Genomic DNA, 14,123 nt, shown 5'->3' with positions numbered 1-14,123 from the left:
GGGGAACGCGCGCCGTTCGCGCGGAAGATCACGGGGAGCGCGCGGCGCTCGCGCGCGGAAGATCTTGTGAAGCCCGCGCCGCCAGCTATCAGCTAGATCATGAGCGAAAGGCTACCGGCCGTCGCGCGCCGCGGCGCGGCGTGCTCGTGGTCCGCGCCGCGCGGCCGCCTCCGGGGGCGCGGGGCCGAGGCCGCCTCCGTCCTCCTCGCGCTCGCCCTGTGCGCGCTGCTCTCCGGGTGCACCGAGGTGCGCTACGTCGCGCAGGCGAGCCTCGGGCAGCTCTCGATGGCGTGGCGGACCGAGTCGCTGAAGGACGCCTCCCTCGACGCCCGCCGGTCGTGGCGGACGCGCGCGCTGCTGCGCGAGGTGCCGCACATCAAGCGCTTCGGAGAGCACCACGGGCTCACTCCGACCGGCAACTACACGACGTACGTCGAGCTCGATCGCCCGGCGGCCGTCTGGGTGGTGAGCGCGTGCGAGCCGCTCCGGTTCCGCTCGAAGACCTGGAGCTTTCCCATCGTCGGCACGGTCCCGTACCTGGGGTGGTTCGAGCTCGAGGACGCCAGGGAGTTCGCGGCGCCGCTCAAGGCGGCCGGCTGGGACGTGGACGTGCGCCCGGCGGGCGCCTACTCGACGCTCGGCTGGCTGGAGGATCCGGTCCTCTCCACGATGATCTCGAGCGGCGACGAGGCGCTCGGCGAGCTCGCCAACGTGGTGCTGCACGAGTCGCTGCACGCGACGCTGTACATCAAGGGCCAGACGCGGCTGAACGAGAGCCTCGCGAGCTTCGTCGGGGACGAGCTCGCCAAGCTCTACATGGACGAGCGGGTGGGCCCCTTCTCCCCGGAGAAGACGTCCTACATGCGGGAGCAAGAGCGGAGCGAGGCGCGGGCGCGCGCGCTGCACGCCGCCTACGTGCACCTGAACCGGCTGTACGAGTCGCCGGCCCCCGACGCCGAGAAGCGGGCGGAGAAGGAGGCGGTGCTCGCCCGGCTCAGGGCCGACATCGGGGCGCGCCGCCGGCTGAACAACGCCTCGCTCGTGCAGTTCCGCGTCTACAACTCGGGCACCCCGGAGCTCAGGGCGCTGCTCGCGACCTGCGGCGGGAGCTGGCCGAGGTTCCTGGGCGCGCTGAGGAAGCTCGAGGGCCAGCGCTTCTCCGCGCCCCAGGAGAACATCGGCCAGGTGGTCGAGCCGCTGATCCAGGCCGGCTGCCGGTAGCGCGGCGCCGCGCGCGCACACGCTGCGCGGCGCGCGGCGCGCCGGGCGCCGCGCGCAACCCCGCGGCGCGCCTCGCTGCGATCCGCGCTGCGCGCCGCGTGCCCTGCTGCGCGCCTGGCTGCGTGACGCGCTGCGCGCCGCGCTGACGCGTGCCGCGCAGCGTCGTGCCGCCATTCCGTAATTCTTCACTCCCACCGCGTCGCAATGGGCGTATCGACCCTCGGGGCCTGGACATGCTCCTGTCCAGGTGAGGTTTGCGTTCTGGATCTGCACCCATCCCTGGATCGAAGCAGTCCCTGCGGAAATGTATTACGGGGCCCGTACTTCGAGCCTACGCGGATCGGACGCTGGCGGCCAAATTCGCCGCATTTCTGGCCGCCGGGGGCCGGGTCCGTGGTGCATTGCCGGTTGGCCCGCCGGTTGCTCAATGTATCCGTCAGATGTCGCTCCCGTTCGCCGTTCTGTTTCAGGGGGACTCGACGGGAGCGGCCCCCCTGGCACATCGTTCGCAATGCAGGCCCTCGTCCCTGGGGGACGACGAGCGAGGTGATCGACGGCAGCGTCTGCCGGGCGATCGTTACCCCGCCGCCACCCGGACGCCACGGGGCTTGCTATCGGGCTCCTTGATTGACTTTTCGCCGAACGCCGGCGAGGACTTCGGTTCACCTGATGACAGCCGCCTTGGGGCGATGAAGGAGGATGATTGAGGTGCGCGTGACGCGCGCCGAGCGAGTTGGCTTATCGTGATCAGCCTGTCGAACTTGGTCCGAGCTTCTCTTACCTCTTCTTCGGCTCTCGAACGACTCTGCTTCATGCTTCGCTTCCGCTGTCCCGTCGCTTCTCTTGAGCTTGTTCTTGCGATCCTGGTCAGCGCTTGACGCTTCGCTTCGCCTCGCTCTTTCGCTTTGACTGCCTTCTTGGACTGTCTTACCCTTCCGCTTCGTCTTCGCTTCCTCTTCGTTCTTCTCTCTTCGCTTGGTTCCGGCTTCTGATTCTGGCTTGTGATTGTAGCTTCTGATTCTGACTTTTAATTCCCGCTTCTGATTCTTGTTTCTTGTTTCTTGTTTCTTGTTTCTTGTTTCTTGTTTCTGATTCCCGCTTCTTTCTTCCTTGATCACGCTTCGTATCGCTTTCCTCTCTTCTCTGTCTTCGCTCTCGTGACCGCGGGCCTTGTCGGGCACCGCCGGTGGATCCCCCCATCCGCCGGCGCTCCTGGGTGGCCCCGGTGGGTCCGGCAGCGGATCCCAGGCCGGCGGGCTCTCCCGACCGGCCTTTCTTTTTTTGCGCGCGGGAGAGCGCGGCCGCGCGCCCTTCCGCTGGGCGCGCCCGGCCGGAGGAGCGCTGGGCGTGGGGGCCAGCGGGCCCGGGCCGAACCGCTCGACCTCGCCGGCGAGTTCCACTAACGACGAGCGGGTCGAGCGAACCGCCGCGCCCTCCTCGCCGCCTGGGTCGTCGTCGAGGGGCGCGGTCCAGCGGAGGAGCGGAGATGATGCAGGAGCATCGCGGTGGGCGCGGGCAGCGCGTCGACCTCACGAATTGCGCGGCCGAGCCCATCCACATCCCCGGCAGGATCCAGCCGCACGGCGCGCTGCTCGCCCTCTCTCCCGGCGATCTCGCCGTCCGGCATGTCAGCCTGAACATCGGCGCCCTGCTGGGGAGCGGGACGGAGGGGCTCCTCGGGCGCGCGCTCCCCGAGCTCCTCGCGCCGGCGGAGGGCGGAGATCTCGAGTCCGTCCTCCGGTCGCCGGACCCCTCCGCGATGAACCCCCTCAAGGTGAGGCCCAGGAACGGCGGCGCGAGCGCGTGGCTCGACGCGATCGTGCACCGGGCTGGCGAGCGGCTGATCGTGGAGCTCGAGCCCGCGGCCTCGCCCGGAGACGTGTCGTTCTCGAGCGTGTACCGCGTGAGCCACGCGGCGATCGAGCGGATCCAGTCGGCGGAGGGGCTCTTCGAGGCCTGCGACGTGACGGCCGAGGAGATCAAGCGCCTGACCGGGTACGACCGGGTGATGATCTACAGGTTCGATCGCGACTGGAACGGAGAGGTCATCGCCGAGGCCAGGGAGGCGGACATCGAGCCTTATCTCGGGCTGCGCTATCCGGCCTCCGACATCCCGCCGCAGGCGCGGGAGCTCTATCTCCGGAACTGGCTCCGCATCATCCCGGACGTCGGCTATCAGCCCTCGGACATCGTCCCGGAGCCGGACGCGCCCATCGATCTGAGCTTCTCCGTGCTGCGGAGCGTCTCGCCGATGCACATCCAGTATCTCAAGAACATGGGTGTCGGCGCCTCGATGAGCGTCTCGCTCATCCGCGAGGGCGTCCTCTGGGGGCTCATCGCCTGCCACCATCGCACAGCGAGGCCGCTGTCGTTCGAGATCCGGCAGGGCTGCGAGCTCTGCGGGAGGTTCCTGTCGATCCAGCTCGCGGCCAAGGAGAAGCTCGAGGACAGGGGGCGAAAGCTGGAGCTCGAGGCGCTGACCGACGAGGTCGTCGCCACCGTCTCGCGGCAGGAGGACCTCATGGCCGGGCTCTCGGAGAGCGCCGGAGCGCTCATGAAGCTCGCGGGGGCCTCGGGCGTCGCCCTGTTCCACGGAGATGCGGTGACGCCGCTCGGGCTCTCGCCCGCGCCCGAGGAGCTCAGGCGCCTGCACGCGTGGATCCGGCGCCACGTCGCGGATCGGCCGGTGTTCCACACCGAGAGCCTGGCGAGGCTCGAGCCCGCCCTCGCCGGCATCAAGGACGCGGCGAGCGGCGTGCTGTGCATCTCCATCCCCGAGCCGGATCCCTGGTACGTGGTCTGGCTCCGGCCCGAGGTGATCCAGACCGTGAACTGGAGCGGCAACCCCGAGAAGCCGGTGGAGAGCTCGGCCGAGGGCACGGTGCTCGGGCCCCGGCGCTCCTTCTCCCTGTGGAAGCAGATCGTCGAGCGGACCGCCGTCGCCTGGAGGCCCGCCGAGATCGAGGCGGTCGAGCTGCTCCGGCGCGCGCTCATCGAGCTCGATCTCACGCGGCAGGTCGTCCGGGAGCGGAGCGCGCGCGCCGCCGCCGAGCGGAGCAACGCCGAGCTGGAGCAGTTCGGGTACATCGTGGCGCACGACCTCAAGGAGCCGCTCCGCGGGATCAAATCGTTCTCGACCTTCGTGATGGAGGACGACGGGGCGGCGCTCTCGTCCGAGTCGCAGAGCCACATGCGGCGCATCGACGACCTCGCCGGACGCACGATGGAGTTGATCAACTCTCTTTACGAATACTCCCGCGTCACCCGCGTGGACTTCTCCTTCGGAGAGATCGACCTCGGCGAGGTGCTCGCGGACGTCGAGCGGCGGCTCGCGGGCACGCTCCGGCAGCGCGGCGCCGTGATCCGCGCGCCGCGGAGGCTCCCCAGGGTGTTCTGCGATCGCATCCGGATCGGGGAGGTGCTGGCGAACCTCATCGCGAACGGCATCAAGTACAACGTGAGCCCCGAGCCCTGGGTGGAGGTGGGGTTCGATGAGACCACCATCCCCACGATCTTCCACGTCAGGGACAACGGGGTGGGCATCCCCGCGGACGAGCGGCACCGGCTCTTCACGATATTCGAGCGGCTCTCGACAGCGGCGCAGTACGGCGAGGGGACGGGCTCGGGGCTCGCCATCACGCAGCGGATCGTCGAGCGGCACAAGGGGAAGATCTGGGCGGAGTCGCCGCCGGGCGGGGGCACGACGTTCTACTTCACGCTCGCCGAGGCGCCCCTCACGGACCCGTGAGCCCGGGCGAGGCCGCGGGCGTCGACCTCGGGGCGCGCGGCGCACGTCAGAGACGTCAGAGGCCGTCGTCCCCGGGCGCGCGCCGCGGGTGGACGGTGGCGGAGACGATCTTCCAGTCGCCCTCGACCTTCTCCATCCGGAGCGCCACGGGCAGCTCGTCGCGGCGGACCGGCTGTCCGTGCCGCGCGCCCGTGACCGTCGCTGTGGCGGTCACCTCGGCGGTCATGCCGGCGGGGTCGACCTGGACGTCGGTGCCGCCGAAGCGCACGTCCGCTGTCTGGTAGACGATCGCGGCCTGGGTCGCGGCCGCCGTGAGGTCGTCCCGGCCGCTGAGCCGATCGTCGATCTCGACGATGCGGGCGCTCGCCTCCTTCGTGAAGATCTCGGCGAACTCCTTGCGAACGCGGCCGTGGCGCACCAGCGGGTTCCGCTCGCCGTCGTCGATGCGCACCGCGTCCTCGAGCTGGGTGAGGCGCTCGCGGATCCGGTCCTCCTCGGAGGGCGAGAACAGCAGCGCCACCACGGCGAGGACGACACCGACGGCGATGAGCCCGAGCGGGAGCCAGCGCTTCATGCAGGGAGTATAGGCGACGGCGCGCGCAAGGTCCGCGCAGGCGCGCGCGAGGTCGGCCGGGGCGCGCGGAACGGCGCGCCGTGGAGGCCCCCGTCAGGCGCGCAGGCTGGTGGCGGCGAGGGCGCCCACCTTGAGCGCGCTCAGGATCGCCTCGCGGAGCCTCGCGGAGCCGAGCACCTCTTTCCAGAGATAGCCCGCGATGCCGAGCGACTGCGCCCGCGTCAGCATCATCGGAGCCGGCTGGCCTGTGATGAAGATCACCGGGGCGTCGGTGATGCGCTTCAGCTCCTCGAGCACCGCGAGGCCGTCCATGTCGGGGAGGCGGTAATCGAGGATGATGCAATCGGGCGGGCTCTTCGCGCACTCCTCGAGGGCGGCCTTCCCCGTGGGCGCCTCGATCAGCTTGACCTCGATGTCGCCCCAGTCCTTCAGATAGCGCCGGTAGATGGTGCGATCGATCTCGCTGTCCTCGACGAGGAGGACGACTGCCTTGCGGAGCGCCATGGGGACCAGACTCCCTTCTCCAGGTGCCCCGCGCAACATGGATGGCGTCGATAGCGCGTGGGGCGCCGCCCGGACGGTCGCACGGGCAGCCCCTGACGCGGCTGGCCGGCGGCGCTGACGAGCGGCTAGCTCCCGACGATCGGCTCGAGGCACCTGTCGCGCGCGTCGCGGAGCGCGCCGAGCGCGACGTCGATGACCTCGCCGCCGGCGGCCTCGATCGTGAGGCGGTCGCCGCCTGTCGCGCCGAGCTCGATGCACGGCACGCCCGCGGCCTTCGCCCTGCGCGCGACCTCGGGCGCGTCCTCGGGCCGGACGCTCACCACGATGCGGCTCGGCGCCTCGCCGAACAGCGCCTCGGCGAGCTCCTCGCCCTCCGGCAGCTTCACCCGGGCGCCCACCATCGCCGCCGGGTCGTCGACGGCGGCGCAGCACTCGCCGAGCGCGATCGCGAGCCCGCCGTCCGAGACGTCGTGCGCGCTCTGGAGGAGCCGCGGCCGCGCGCGCGCGAGCTCGAGGCAGAGCGCCTGCAGCCGCGCCTCGCGGTCGAGATCGAGCGCGGGGCTCGGGCCCTTCACCTCGCCTGTGTGGCGCGCGACGTACTCCGAGCCGCCGAGCGGGCCGCCGCGCAGGTCGCCGAGCAGCAGCACCGCGAGGCCGGCGGAGGGGAACGAGGCCCGCAGCACGTCGCCCGCGTCCGCGACGAGGCCGACCACCGCCACCGTCGGGGTCGGCAGGATCGCGCGGCCGTCGGTCTCGTTGTAGAGCGACACGTTGCCGCTGACGACGGGCACCGAGAGCGCGCGGCACGCCGCGGCCATGCCGTCGATCGCGAGCGCGAACTGCCGCATGATCTCCGGCCGCTCGGGGTTGCCGAAGTTGAGGCAGTCGGTGAGGCCGATCGGCTCGCCGCCCGCGCACACGACGTTGCGGCACGCCTCGGCCACCGCCATCGCCGCGCCCTGGAACGGGTCGAGCTCGCAGAGGCGGCCGTTGCAGTCGCTCGAGAACGCGAGCAGCTTCTCGAACCGCTGGCCGTCCTTCTCGCACGGGACGCGCACAACCGCGGCGTCGCTGCCCGCCCGGACCTCGGTGCCGCCCCGCACGATCTGGTCGTACTGCCGCCACACCCACGCGCGCGAGCCGAGGTTCGGCGAGCCCGCCATCTCAAGGAAGAGCCCGGACCAGGAGGGCGGCGCCGGGATGGCGCGCGGGTCGAACGCGCGGCGCGCCGGCAGCGTGGCGTCGTCGCGCTGCGGGCGGTCGTACTTGGGCGCCGCGTCGGTGAGGAAGTCGACAGGGAGATCGCAGACGACGACGGGTTGGCGGGCGACGGCGGCGACGCCGGCGGCCGCGCCGCCGAGCGGGTCGTAGCCGGGCGTGGCGCGCACGACCCAGCGGCCCGTGTCGGTCACCTTGCCGATGATCGCCGCGTCGAGCTCCCACTTCGTGCAGATCTCGATGACGCGCGCCTCGCAGCCGGGCTTCGCGACGAGGAGCATGCGCTCCTGCGACTCGCTGAGGAGCATCTCGTACGGCGTGAGCCGGGCGGCGCGCCGCGGGACGAGGTCGAGGTCGAGGTCGAGGCCGCTGCCGCTCCGGCCCGCCATCTCGACCGACGACGAGGTGAGCCCGGCGGCGCCCATGTCCTGGACGCCGACGAGCAGGTCCTCCGCGAAGATCTCGAGGCACGCCTCGAGCAGGAGCTTCTCCATGAAGGGATCGCCGACCTGCACGGTGGGCCGCTGGCTCGGGCCGCCCTCGGAGAACTCGTCGGAGGCCATCGTCGCGCCGTGGATGCCGTCGCGCCCCGTCTTGGCGCCGACGTAGAGCACGTTGTTGCCGACGCCGCTCGCGCGCCCGTAGAAGATGCGGTCGGCGCGGACGACGCCGCAGGTGAAGGCGTTGACGAGGATGTTGCCGTCGTAGGCGCGGTCGAAGAAGAGCTCGCCGCCCACGGTCGGCACGCCGATGCAGTTGCCGTAGCCGCCGACGCCCGCGACGACGCCGCGGAGGAGCTGCGGCGTGCGCGGGTGGTCGGGCCGGCCGAAGCGGAGCGAGTCGAGGTTGGCGACGGGGCGCGCGCCCATGGTGAAGACGTCGCGCAGGATGCCGCCGACGCCGGTGGCCGCGCCCTGGTAGGGCTCGATGTACGACGGGTGGTTGTGCGACTCCATCTTGAAGACGGCCGCGAACCCGTCGCCGATGTCGACGATGCCGGCGTTCTCGCCGGGGCCCTGGATGACGCGCGGGCCGGTCGTGGGCAGCCGGGAGAGGTGCACGCGCGAGCTCTTGTACGAGCAGTGCTCGCTCCACATCACGCTGAGCACCCCGAGCTCGGTGAACGTCGGCTGCCGCCCGAGCCGCTCGCGCGCGCGCTCCCACTCGCTCGGCGAGAGCTTGTGCGCCTGCGCGAGCGCGAGGTCGACCGGCGGATCGCCGGGGAAGGAGGAGGGGGACGCGGGGTTCACAGGGTCGACAGCCATCGCGCCCCTAGCTAGCGCAAGGACGGGGGGAACGGAAGCGGGTGAGCGCGCTCTACGCGTCTCGCTTCACGAGCAGCGCGGTGAGATCGTCTATCTGCTTGGCCGAGCCGGCGAAGCGGCGCACCTCGGCGAGGAGGGCGCCGAGGATGTCGGAGGTGGGCCGCGCGTGCAGGCGGTGGATGAGATCGCCCACACGCTCCTTGCCGAACACCTGGCCGGCGGCGTCCTGGTACTCGTAGAAGCCGTCGGTGAGCAGCACGAGGAGGTCGCCCGGCGCCATCACGAGGGGCGGCGTCGGGGGCAGGTCGAGGTCGCTGAACATGCCGAGCGGGACGGTCGACGGATCGCGCCACACGATCTGGCCCTCGGCCGCCCGGTAGTGGAGCAGCGGCCCCTGCCCGGCCGCGTGGTAGCGGAGCTGGTGCGTGGTCGGGTCGAGGATGCCGAGGAACGCCGTGATGAAGCGGTCGTTCGGCAGGTCCTCGATGAGCTGCTGGTTGATGTGGTGCATCAGCGCGTCCATGTCGGCCGAGAGGCGGAGGCCGATGCGGAGCATCGCGCGGAACTGGGTGATGCTGAGCGCGGGGCCGATGCCGTGGCCGGCCGCGTCGGCGAGCAGGAGGAGGATCGGCGGCGCGTCGGTGCGCTCGTCGAGCCGGATGACGTCGTAGATGTCGCCGCCGGTGTCGTCGGCCGGCTTGCTGAACGCCGACAGCGAGTATCCGGGGCAGCGCGGGAGCCGCCGCAGCAGGATGTTCTGCTGGATGTCGCGCGCGATGGTGAGGTCGTGCTCGAGCTTGATCTTGATCATGCGCTCCTCGAGCAGGAGCGTGCGCTGCACGGCGACGGCCGCCTGCGCCGCGAGCAGCTCGGCGACGTCGCGCTCGTCGGGGCCGAAGTGGCCCACGGCCGAATTCAGCATCTGGAGCACGCCGACGAGCTTGTCGTCGAGCCCGATGAGCGGCACCGTGATCAGGGATTTCGTGTGATATCCCGTCCGGCGGTCGATCTCGGGGTTGAACCGCGGGTCGGCATAACAATCGTCGACGACGACGGTCTGGCGCCTGCGCGCGCACTCGCCGGCGATGCCCTTGTCGATGCTGACGCGGATCTGCGCCTCGCCCGTGGCGACACGCGAGTAGAGCTCTTTGGCCTCCTCGTCGTAGAGGAAGACGCTGCCGCGGTCCGCGTCGATCACCTCCCGCCCCGTCTTGATGATGAGCTCCAGGAGCTCCGTGAGATCGCACGGCGCCGCGAGCTTGCGCGACACGTCCAGGATCAGGATGAGCGACGACGCATCGATCAGGGAGGGAGTGCCCACGCGCATGCGGCCGGAGAGTTTGGGCTACGTGGAAATAGGGGTCAAGACATGGTCTCGCCCGGGATGTCCGCGGCGAACCTTTCCGAACCTGTCACCCGGCGCGTCGCGCCGCGCTCGCGTGGGATCGGCGCTCTGCGCATCGTCTCCGGGCGGCGTTTTCTCGAGCACCGGCGGTCGAGAGCGCCCCGGCGACGAGGCGAGAGCGCGCGAGCGCGTGGATCGACGTCGGCGTCGCGCCGCCCGCGGCGGTGGAGTCGGCGCTACCACCTCGGCCCTACCTGTCCTAGAACACGCGACGCACACTCCCTTGAAAGCGAGCTCTTCATGATCCGCCTCCGTCTCGCCGCCCTCGTCCTGCCCGCTGCCCTTGTCGCGGCCGGGTGCGAGGCGCCGCCCGCGCCCGTGGGCGCGGCGCCCGACGCGTCGCCCACCCCCGCCGCGCCGTCCTCGGACCCGCCGCTCGCCTCCGCCGCGCAGCCCGCCGCGCCGCCGGCGAGCGCCGCCGCGGCGCCCGAGGACGCGGGCGCGCTGGCCGTGGCGGCGGACGCGGCGGCGCCGGACGATGCGGGCGCGCCGGCGGGAGACGCGGGCCAGCGGCCGCCGAGGGACGCCGGCGGCGCGGCGGAGCCGGCGGACGCAGGCGCCGCGGCGGCGGCGGACGCGGGCGGCGGGCCCGCCGAGACGCCGGCGGCGTCCGCCGCGCCCGGCGCGGGCGCGCCGCCCTCGATGCCGCCCGCCGAGGCGGGATCCGCGGAGGCGGTGGCGGCGGAGGTCGACACGATCTTTGTGGGCAAGACTACGTATCTCGCGCGCTTCAAGCAGGAGCACACCCAGAAGATCTCCGGCGCCGTCAAGAAGCAGAGCGGCGTCGTCTCGGTCGAGAAGCCGAACAAGATCTCGTTTCGCTACGATCCGCCGAACCAGAACCGCATCGTGTCCGACGGCGTGTCGCTCAAGATCTACGTCGCCGAGGACCGGCAGATGTTCGTCACGCCGGTGCAGAGCTCGGAGTATCCCGGCGCGCTCTCGTTCCTCATGGGCCACGGGCTCCGCCCGTCGTTCACGTTCACCTTCAACGAGAAGGCGAGCTTCGAGGGCGGCCCCGTGCTCGTCGGCAAGCCGCGGGCGCCGACTCCCCACTACGAATTCGTGATGTTCTATATCGACAGGGCGCTCCTCGCGAAGAAGGACCCGGGCGTCATCCGGCGCGTCCTCATCGTCGACGCGCAGGGCAACCGGAACCGGTTCGACTTCGAGGACGCATCGCAGCCCGCGTCGATCGATCCCGGGGAGTTCCGGTTCACCGCGCCGCCCGGCACCGACGTCAAGCAGAACCGATGATCCCGCGACTCGACCTCTCGGAGCTCTTCCCCGACTTCCATCCAGCGTGGATCCTCGCCGAGGACGAGGACCTCATCGTTGTCGACAAGCCGGCAGGCATGTCGACGCACGCGCCGGAGGCGGATCGGGTCGACGACGTGGTGACGCGCCTCCGCGCCTTCCTGCGCGGCCGGGGCGAGGCCGACGACTACCTCGGGATCCACCAGCGGCTGGATCGCGACACCTCGGGGGTGCTCCTGTTCACGCGCCGGCGGGAGGCGAACGCCGCCGTCGCGCGGCAGTTCGAGGGGCGCACGGTGCAGAAGACGTACGTCGCCGCCGTCTCAGGCTTCGGCGACCGCGCGCCGCGCGGCACCCTGCGGCACCGGCTCGTCCCGGCCCCGGGCGGCGCGATGCGCGCGATCGCCGAGGCCGGCGCGGGGCGAGAGGACCGGGGCGCGGGTGGCAGGAAGAAGGGCGGGGGAGGCGCGGAGCGGGGCGGGGGGCGAGAGGACAGGGGCGCGGGCGGCGCGCTGGCGATCACCCGCTACCGGCTCCTCGAGCGCCGCGGCGACCGCGCCCTGCTCGAGCTCCGGCCCGAGACCGGCCGCACCCACCAGCTCCGGGTGCAGCTCGCCGCGATCGGCCTGCCGATCGTCGGCGATCCGCTCTACGGCGGCGTCGAGGCCCCGCGCCTGCTCCTGCACGCCGCCGAGCTCCGCCTCGACCACCCGGCCACGGGCGCGGCCGCGGCCTTCCGTTCGCCGCCGCCGGCGGCCTTCGAGGCGTGGCTCGCGGCCGCGCCGGCCGACCCGTACGCGGGGGGCGTCGAGGCCGTCGAGCGCGCCCTGCGCGAGGCCGCCGAGCGGCGCTACGGCGTCGCGCGCGCGGGCGACACAACGGCGCTCCGCCTCGTCCACGGCGCGGGCGACGGCCTGCCCTCCGTCTCGGTCGACCTCTACGGCGAGCACCTCGTTGTGTCGCTGTTCGGCGGCGGCGAGGGCGAACCGGGCGCGCCGCCCCGGGAGGTCGTGCTCGACGCGGCCCACCGGCTCGGGGCGAAGGGCGTCTACGTCAAGGTGCGCCCGAAGCACGCGAGCGTCATCGTCGACGCGCGCCGCGAGGAGTTCGCGCCGCGGCACGCCGTCCGGGGCGAGAGCGCCCCCGAGGAGTTCACCGTTCTCGAGCACGGCCTGCCGTTCAAGGTGCGGCTCGGCGACGGGCTCTCGACCGGCATCTTCCTCGACCAGCGCGAGAACCGGCGGCGGGTGCGCGAGCTCGCCCGGGGCGCGCGGGTGCTGAACCTGTTCGCCTACACGGGCGCGTTCACCGTGGCGGCCGTGGCGGGCGGCGCGCGCGAGAGCGTCACGGTCGACGTGTCCCGGGGCGCGATCGCGTGGGCGCGCGACAACCTCGACGCGATCGGCGCGGATCCGGCGGCGCACGTCGTTGTCGAGGCCGACGTGTTCCCGTGGCTGAAGGCCGCGGCCCAGGCCGGCCAGCGCTTCGATCTCATCGTGCTCGATCCGCCGAGCTTCGCGACAACGAAGAAGAGCCGCTTCAGCGCCGCGAGCGATTTCGGCGCGCTCGCCGCGCTCGCCTTCCGCCTCCTCGCCCCGGGGGGGAGGCTGCTCGCCTGCACCAACCACCGGGGCATCGCGCGCCCCAGGTTCCGGCGCCATTTGCACGAGGCCGCGCGTGAAGCAGGATGCGACGTCGTGCAGATGAAAGACCTCCCCGATCCCGTCGATTTTCCGAGCGAGCCAGGCACCGAGTCCCATCTGAAGAGCGTCCTCGCCAGCGTGGGCGCGCCGGGCGCGCCGGCCGTGAAGGGCGCGCCGGCCATGAAGGGCGCGCCGGCCATGAAGGGCGCGCCGGCCGTGAGGGCCGCCAAGGGCGCGCCGTTCGCGAGGGCCGCGAAGCCGGGAGGCGGCCGCAAGGGGCCGACGGCGCCGGCGCGGCCGCCCCGCCGAGGTGCGCGATGAGCCAGCGTCGCCTGCTGATCACGATCCGCTCGTACGCGTACCTGGAGCCTGCTTTCCTCGCCGCCGGCGACTTCGAGCCAGGCCTCGTCGAGCGCAAGTGCTTCCCGGACGGCGAGCGTTACCTGCGCGTCGCGGTCGACTGCTGGGGGCGCGATGTCGTCCTGCTCGGCGGCGCTCCCCAGGACCTCGACTGGCTGGAGATCTACGACCTCGGCTGCGCCATCTCGCGCGCCGGCGCCCGGTCGCTCTCGATCGTGATGCCGTATTTCGGCTACGCGACCATGGAGCGGGCCGTGAAGCCGGGCGAGGTGGTGACAGCGAAGACGCGGGCGCGGCTCATCTCGGCGATCCCCACGTGCGACGCGGGCACGCGCATCTTCCTCTTCGATCTGCACACCGACGGTATCGAGTTCTATTTCAGCGACTCGCACGTGACGCGCCACCTGTACGGCGCGCCGCTCATCACGCAGGCGGTCCGCGAGCTCATGGGCGACCGGCCCTACGTGCTCGCCGCCACGGACGCCGGCCGGGCCAAGTGGGTGCAGAGCCTCGCCCGCACCCTCGGCGTCGACCCGGCGTTCGTCTACAAGGAGCGGCGCGGGGACGGCATCAGCGTGACCGGCATCAACGCCGATGTCTCCGGCCGCGAGGTCGTCATCTACGACGACATGGTCCGCACCGGCTCGTCGCTCGTCCAGGCGGGGCGCGCCTACCTCGCCGCCGGGGCCTCGAAGGTCCACGCCGTCACCAGCCACCTCGTCCTGCCGGGCGACTCGCTCGAGAAGATCCGGAAGGCGGGCGTGTTCACGACGCTGCTCGGCACCGACTCGCATCCTGGCAGCCAGCAGCTCGCCGACACGCCCGGCGCCCTGCGCTCGGTGGCGCCTCTCGTCGTGCGCGCGCTCGAGCGCGAGACCTAGCCGACCTCGTCGGCCGGAGACAAGGCAGGAAAAGCGCGCTGGCGAGC

10 protein-coding genes are annotated in these 14,123 nt (G+C 71.9%); 5 read left to right on the top strand and 5 right to left on the bottom strand.

The genetic code is table 11. The annotated features are described in order from the left end of the window. The first annotated feature begins 99 nt into the window (after window positions 1-99). Window positions 100-1,221: an aminopeptidase gene (locus tag WMF42_RS33125; RefSeq protein ID WP_437686883.1), complete on the top strand. Its 1,122-nt coding sequence runs from the start codon at window positions 100-102 to the stop codon at window positions 1,219-1,221. A 662-nt stretch (window positions 1,222-1,883) separates the two neighbouring features. On the opposite strand, the gene WMF42_RS33120 is transcribed toward WMF42_RS33125, so the two are convergent. Further along, entirely contained in the window at window positions 1,884-2,339 is a 456-nt protein-coding gene (locus WMF42_RS33120) for a hypothetical protein (protein WP_437686881.1), read from the bottom strand. A 368-nt stretch (window positions 2,340-2,707) separates the two neighbouring features. Here WMF42_RS33120 and WMF42_RS33115 point away from each other — a divergent pair, with 368 nt between their 5' ends. Then, the gene (locus WMF42_RS33115) at window positions 2,708-4,969 is read left to right on the top strand and encodes an ATP-binding protein (RefSeq protein WP_437686879.1); all 2,262 of its coding nucleotides are present in this window, start codon (window positions 2,708-2,710) and stop codon (window positions 4,967-4,969) included. A gap of 55 nt (window positions 4,970-5,024) precedes the next feature. Here the strand turns inward: WMF42_RS33115 and WMF42_RS33110 are convergent, their stop codons facing one another. From WMF42_RS33110 to WMF42_RS33095, 4 genes are all read right to left on the bottom strand, one after another. Next, on the bottom strand, window positions 5,025-5,543 hold the full coding sequence (locus tag WMF42_RS33110; RefSeq protein ID WP_437686877.1) for a nuclear transport factor 2 family protein: 519 nt from the start codon (window positions 5,541-5,543) through the stop codon (window positions 5,025-5,027). 93 nt (window positions 5,544-5,636) lie between these two features. Next, window positions 5,637-6,047, bottom strand: coding sequence for a response regulator (locus WMF42_RS33105; RefSeq protein ID WP_061613035.1), 411 nt, complete (start codon window positions 6,045-6,047; stop codon window positions 5,637-5,639). A gap of 125 nt (window positions 6,048-6,172) precedes the next feature. Beyond that, entirely contained in the window at window positions 6,173-8,530 is a 2,358-nt protein-coding gene (gene purL / locus WMF42_RS33100; RefSeq protein WP_437686874.1) for a phosphoribosylformylglycinamidine synthase subunit PurL, read from the bottom strand. A 52-nt stretch (window positions 8,531-8,582) separates the two neighbouring features. Next, window positions 8,583-9,857, bottom strand: a complete 1,275-nt coding sequence (locus WMF42_RS33095; protein WP_437686872.1) for a PP2C family protein-serine/threonine phosphatase — start codon at window positions 9,855-9,857, stop codon at window positions 8,583-8,585. A gap of 318 nt (window positions 9,858-10,175) precedes the next feature. On the opposite strand from WMF42_RS33095, the gene WMF42_RS33090 reads away from it, so the two are divergent. From WMF42_RS33090 to prs, 3 genes are read left to right on the top strand one after another with little or no spacing between them, the layout of a single operon-like run. Continuing rightward, the gene (locus WMF42_RS33090) at window positions 10,176-11,192 is read left to right on the top strand and encodes a LolA family protein (RefSeq protein ID WP_437686870.1); all 1,017 of its coding nucleotides are present in this window, start codon (window positions 10,176-10,178) and stop codon (window positions 11,190-11,192) included. Continuing rightward, window positions 11,189-13,156 (top strand): class I SAM-dependent methyltransferase, encoded by a 1,968-nt coding sequence (locus WMF42_RS33085; RefSeq protein WP_437686868.1) that lies wholly within the window; start codon window positions 11,189-11,191, stop codon window positions 13,154-13,156. Before WMF42_RS33090 ends, WMF42_RS33085 begins: the two co-directional genes overlap by 4 nt. Further along, the gene (gene prs, locus WMF42_RS33080; RefSeq protein WP_061612621.1) at window positions 13,153-14,076 is read left to right on the top strand and encodes a ribose-phosphate diphosphokinase; all 924 of its coding nucleotides are present in this window, start codon (window positions 13,153-13,155) and stop codon (window positions 14,074-14,076) included. The genes WMF42_RS33085 and prs overlap by 4 nt, the downstream gene beginning before the upstream one ends. Window positions 14,077-14,123 lie beyond the last annotated feature (47 nt).

Source organism: Sorangium sp. So ce176 (assembly GCF_051519835.1).
GTDB classification, from domain to species: domain Bacteria; phylum Myxococcota_A; class Polyangia; order Polyangiales; family Polyangiaceae; genus Sorangium; species Sorangium cellulosum_G.
The sequence above is the reverse complement of the archived record's forward strand: the minus strand, read 5'-3'. Positions and strand labels throughout refer to the sequence as shown.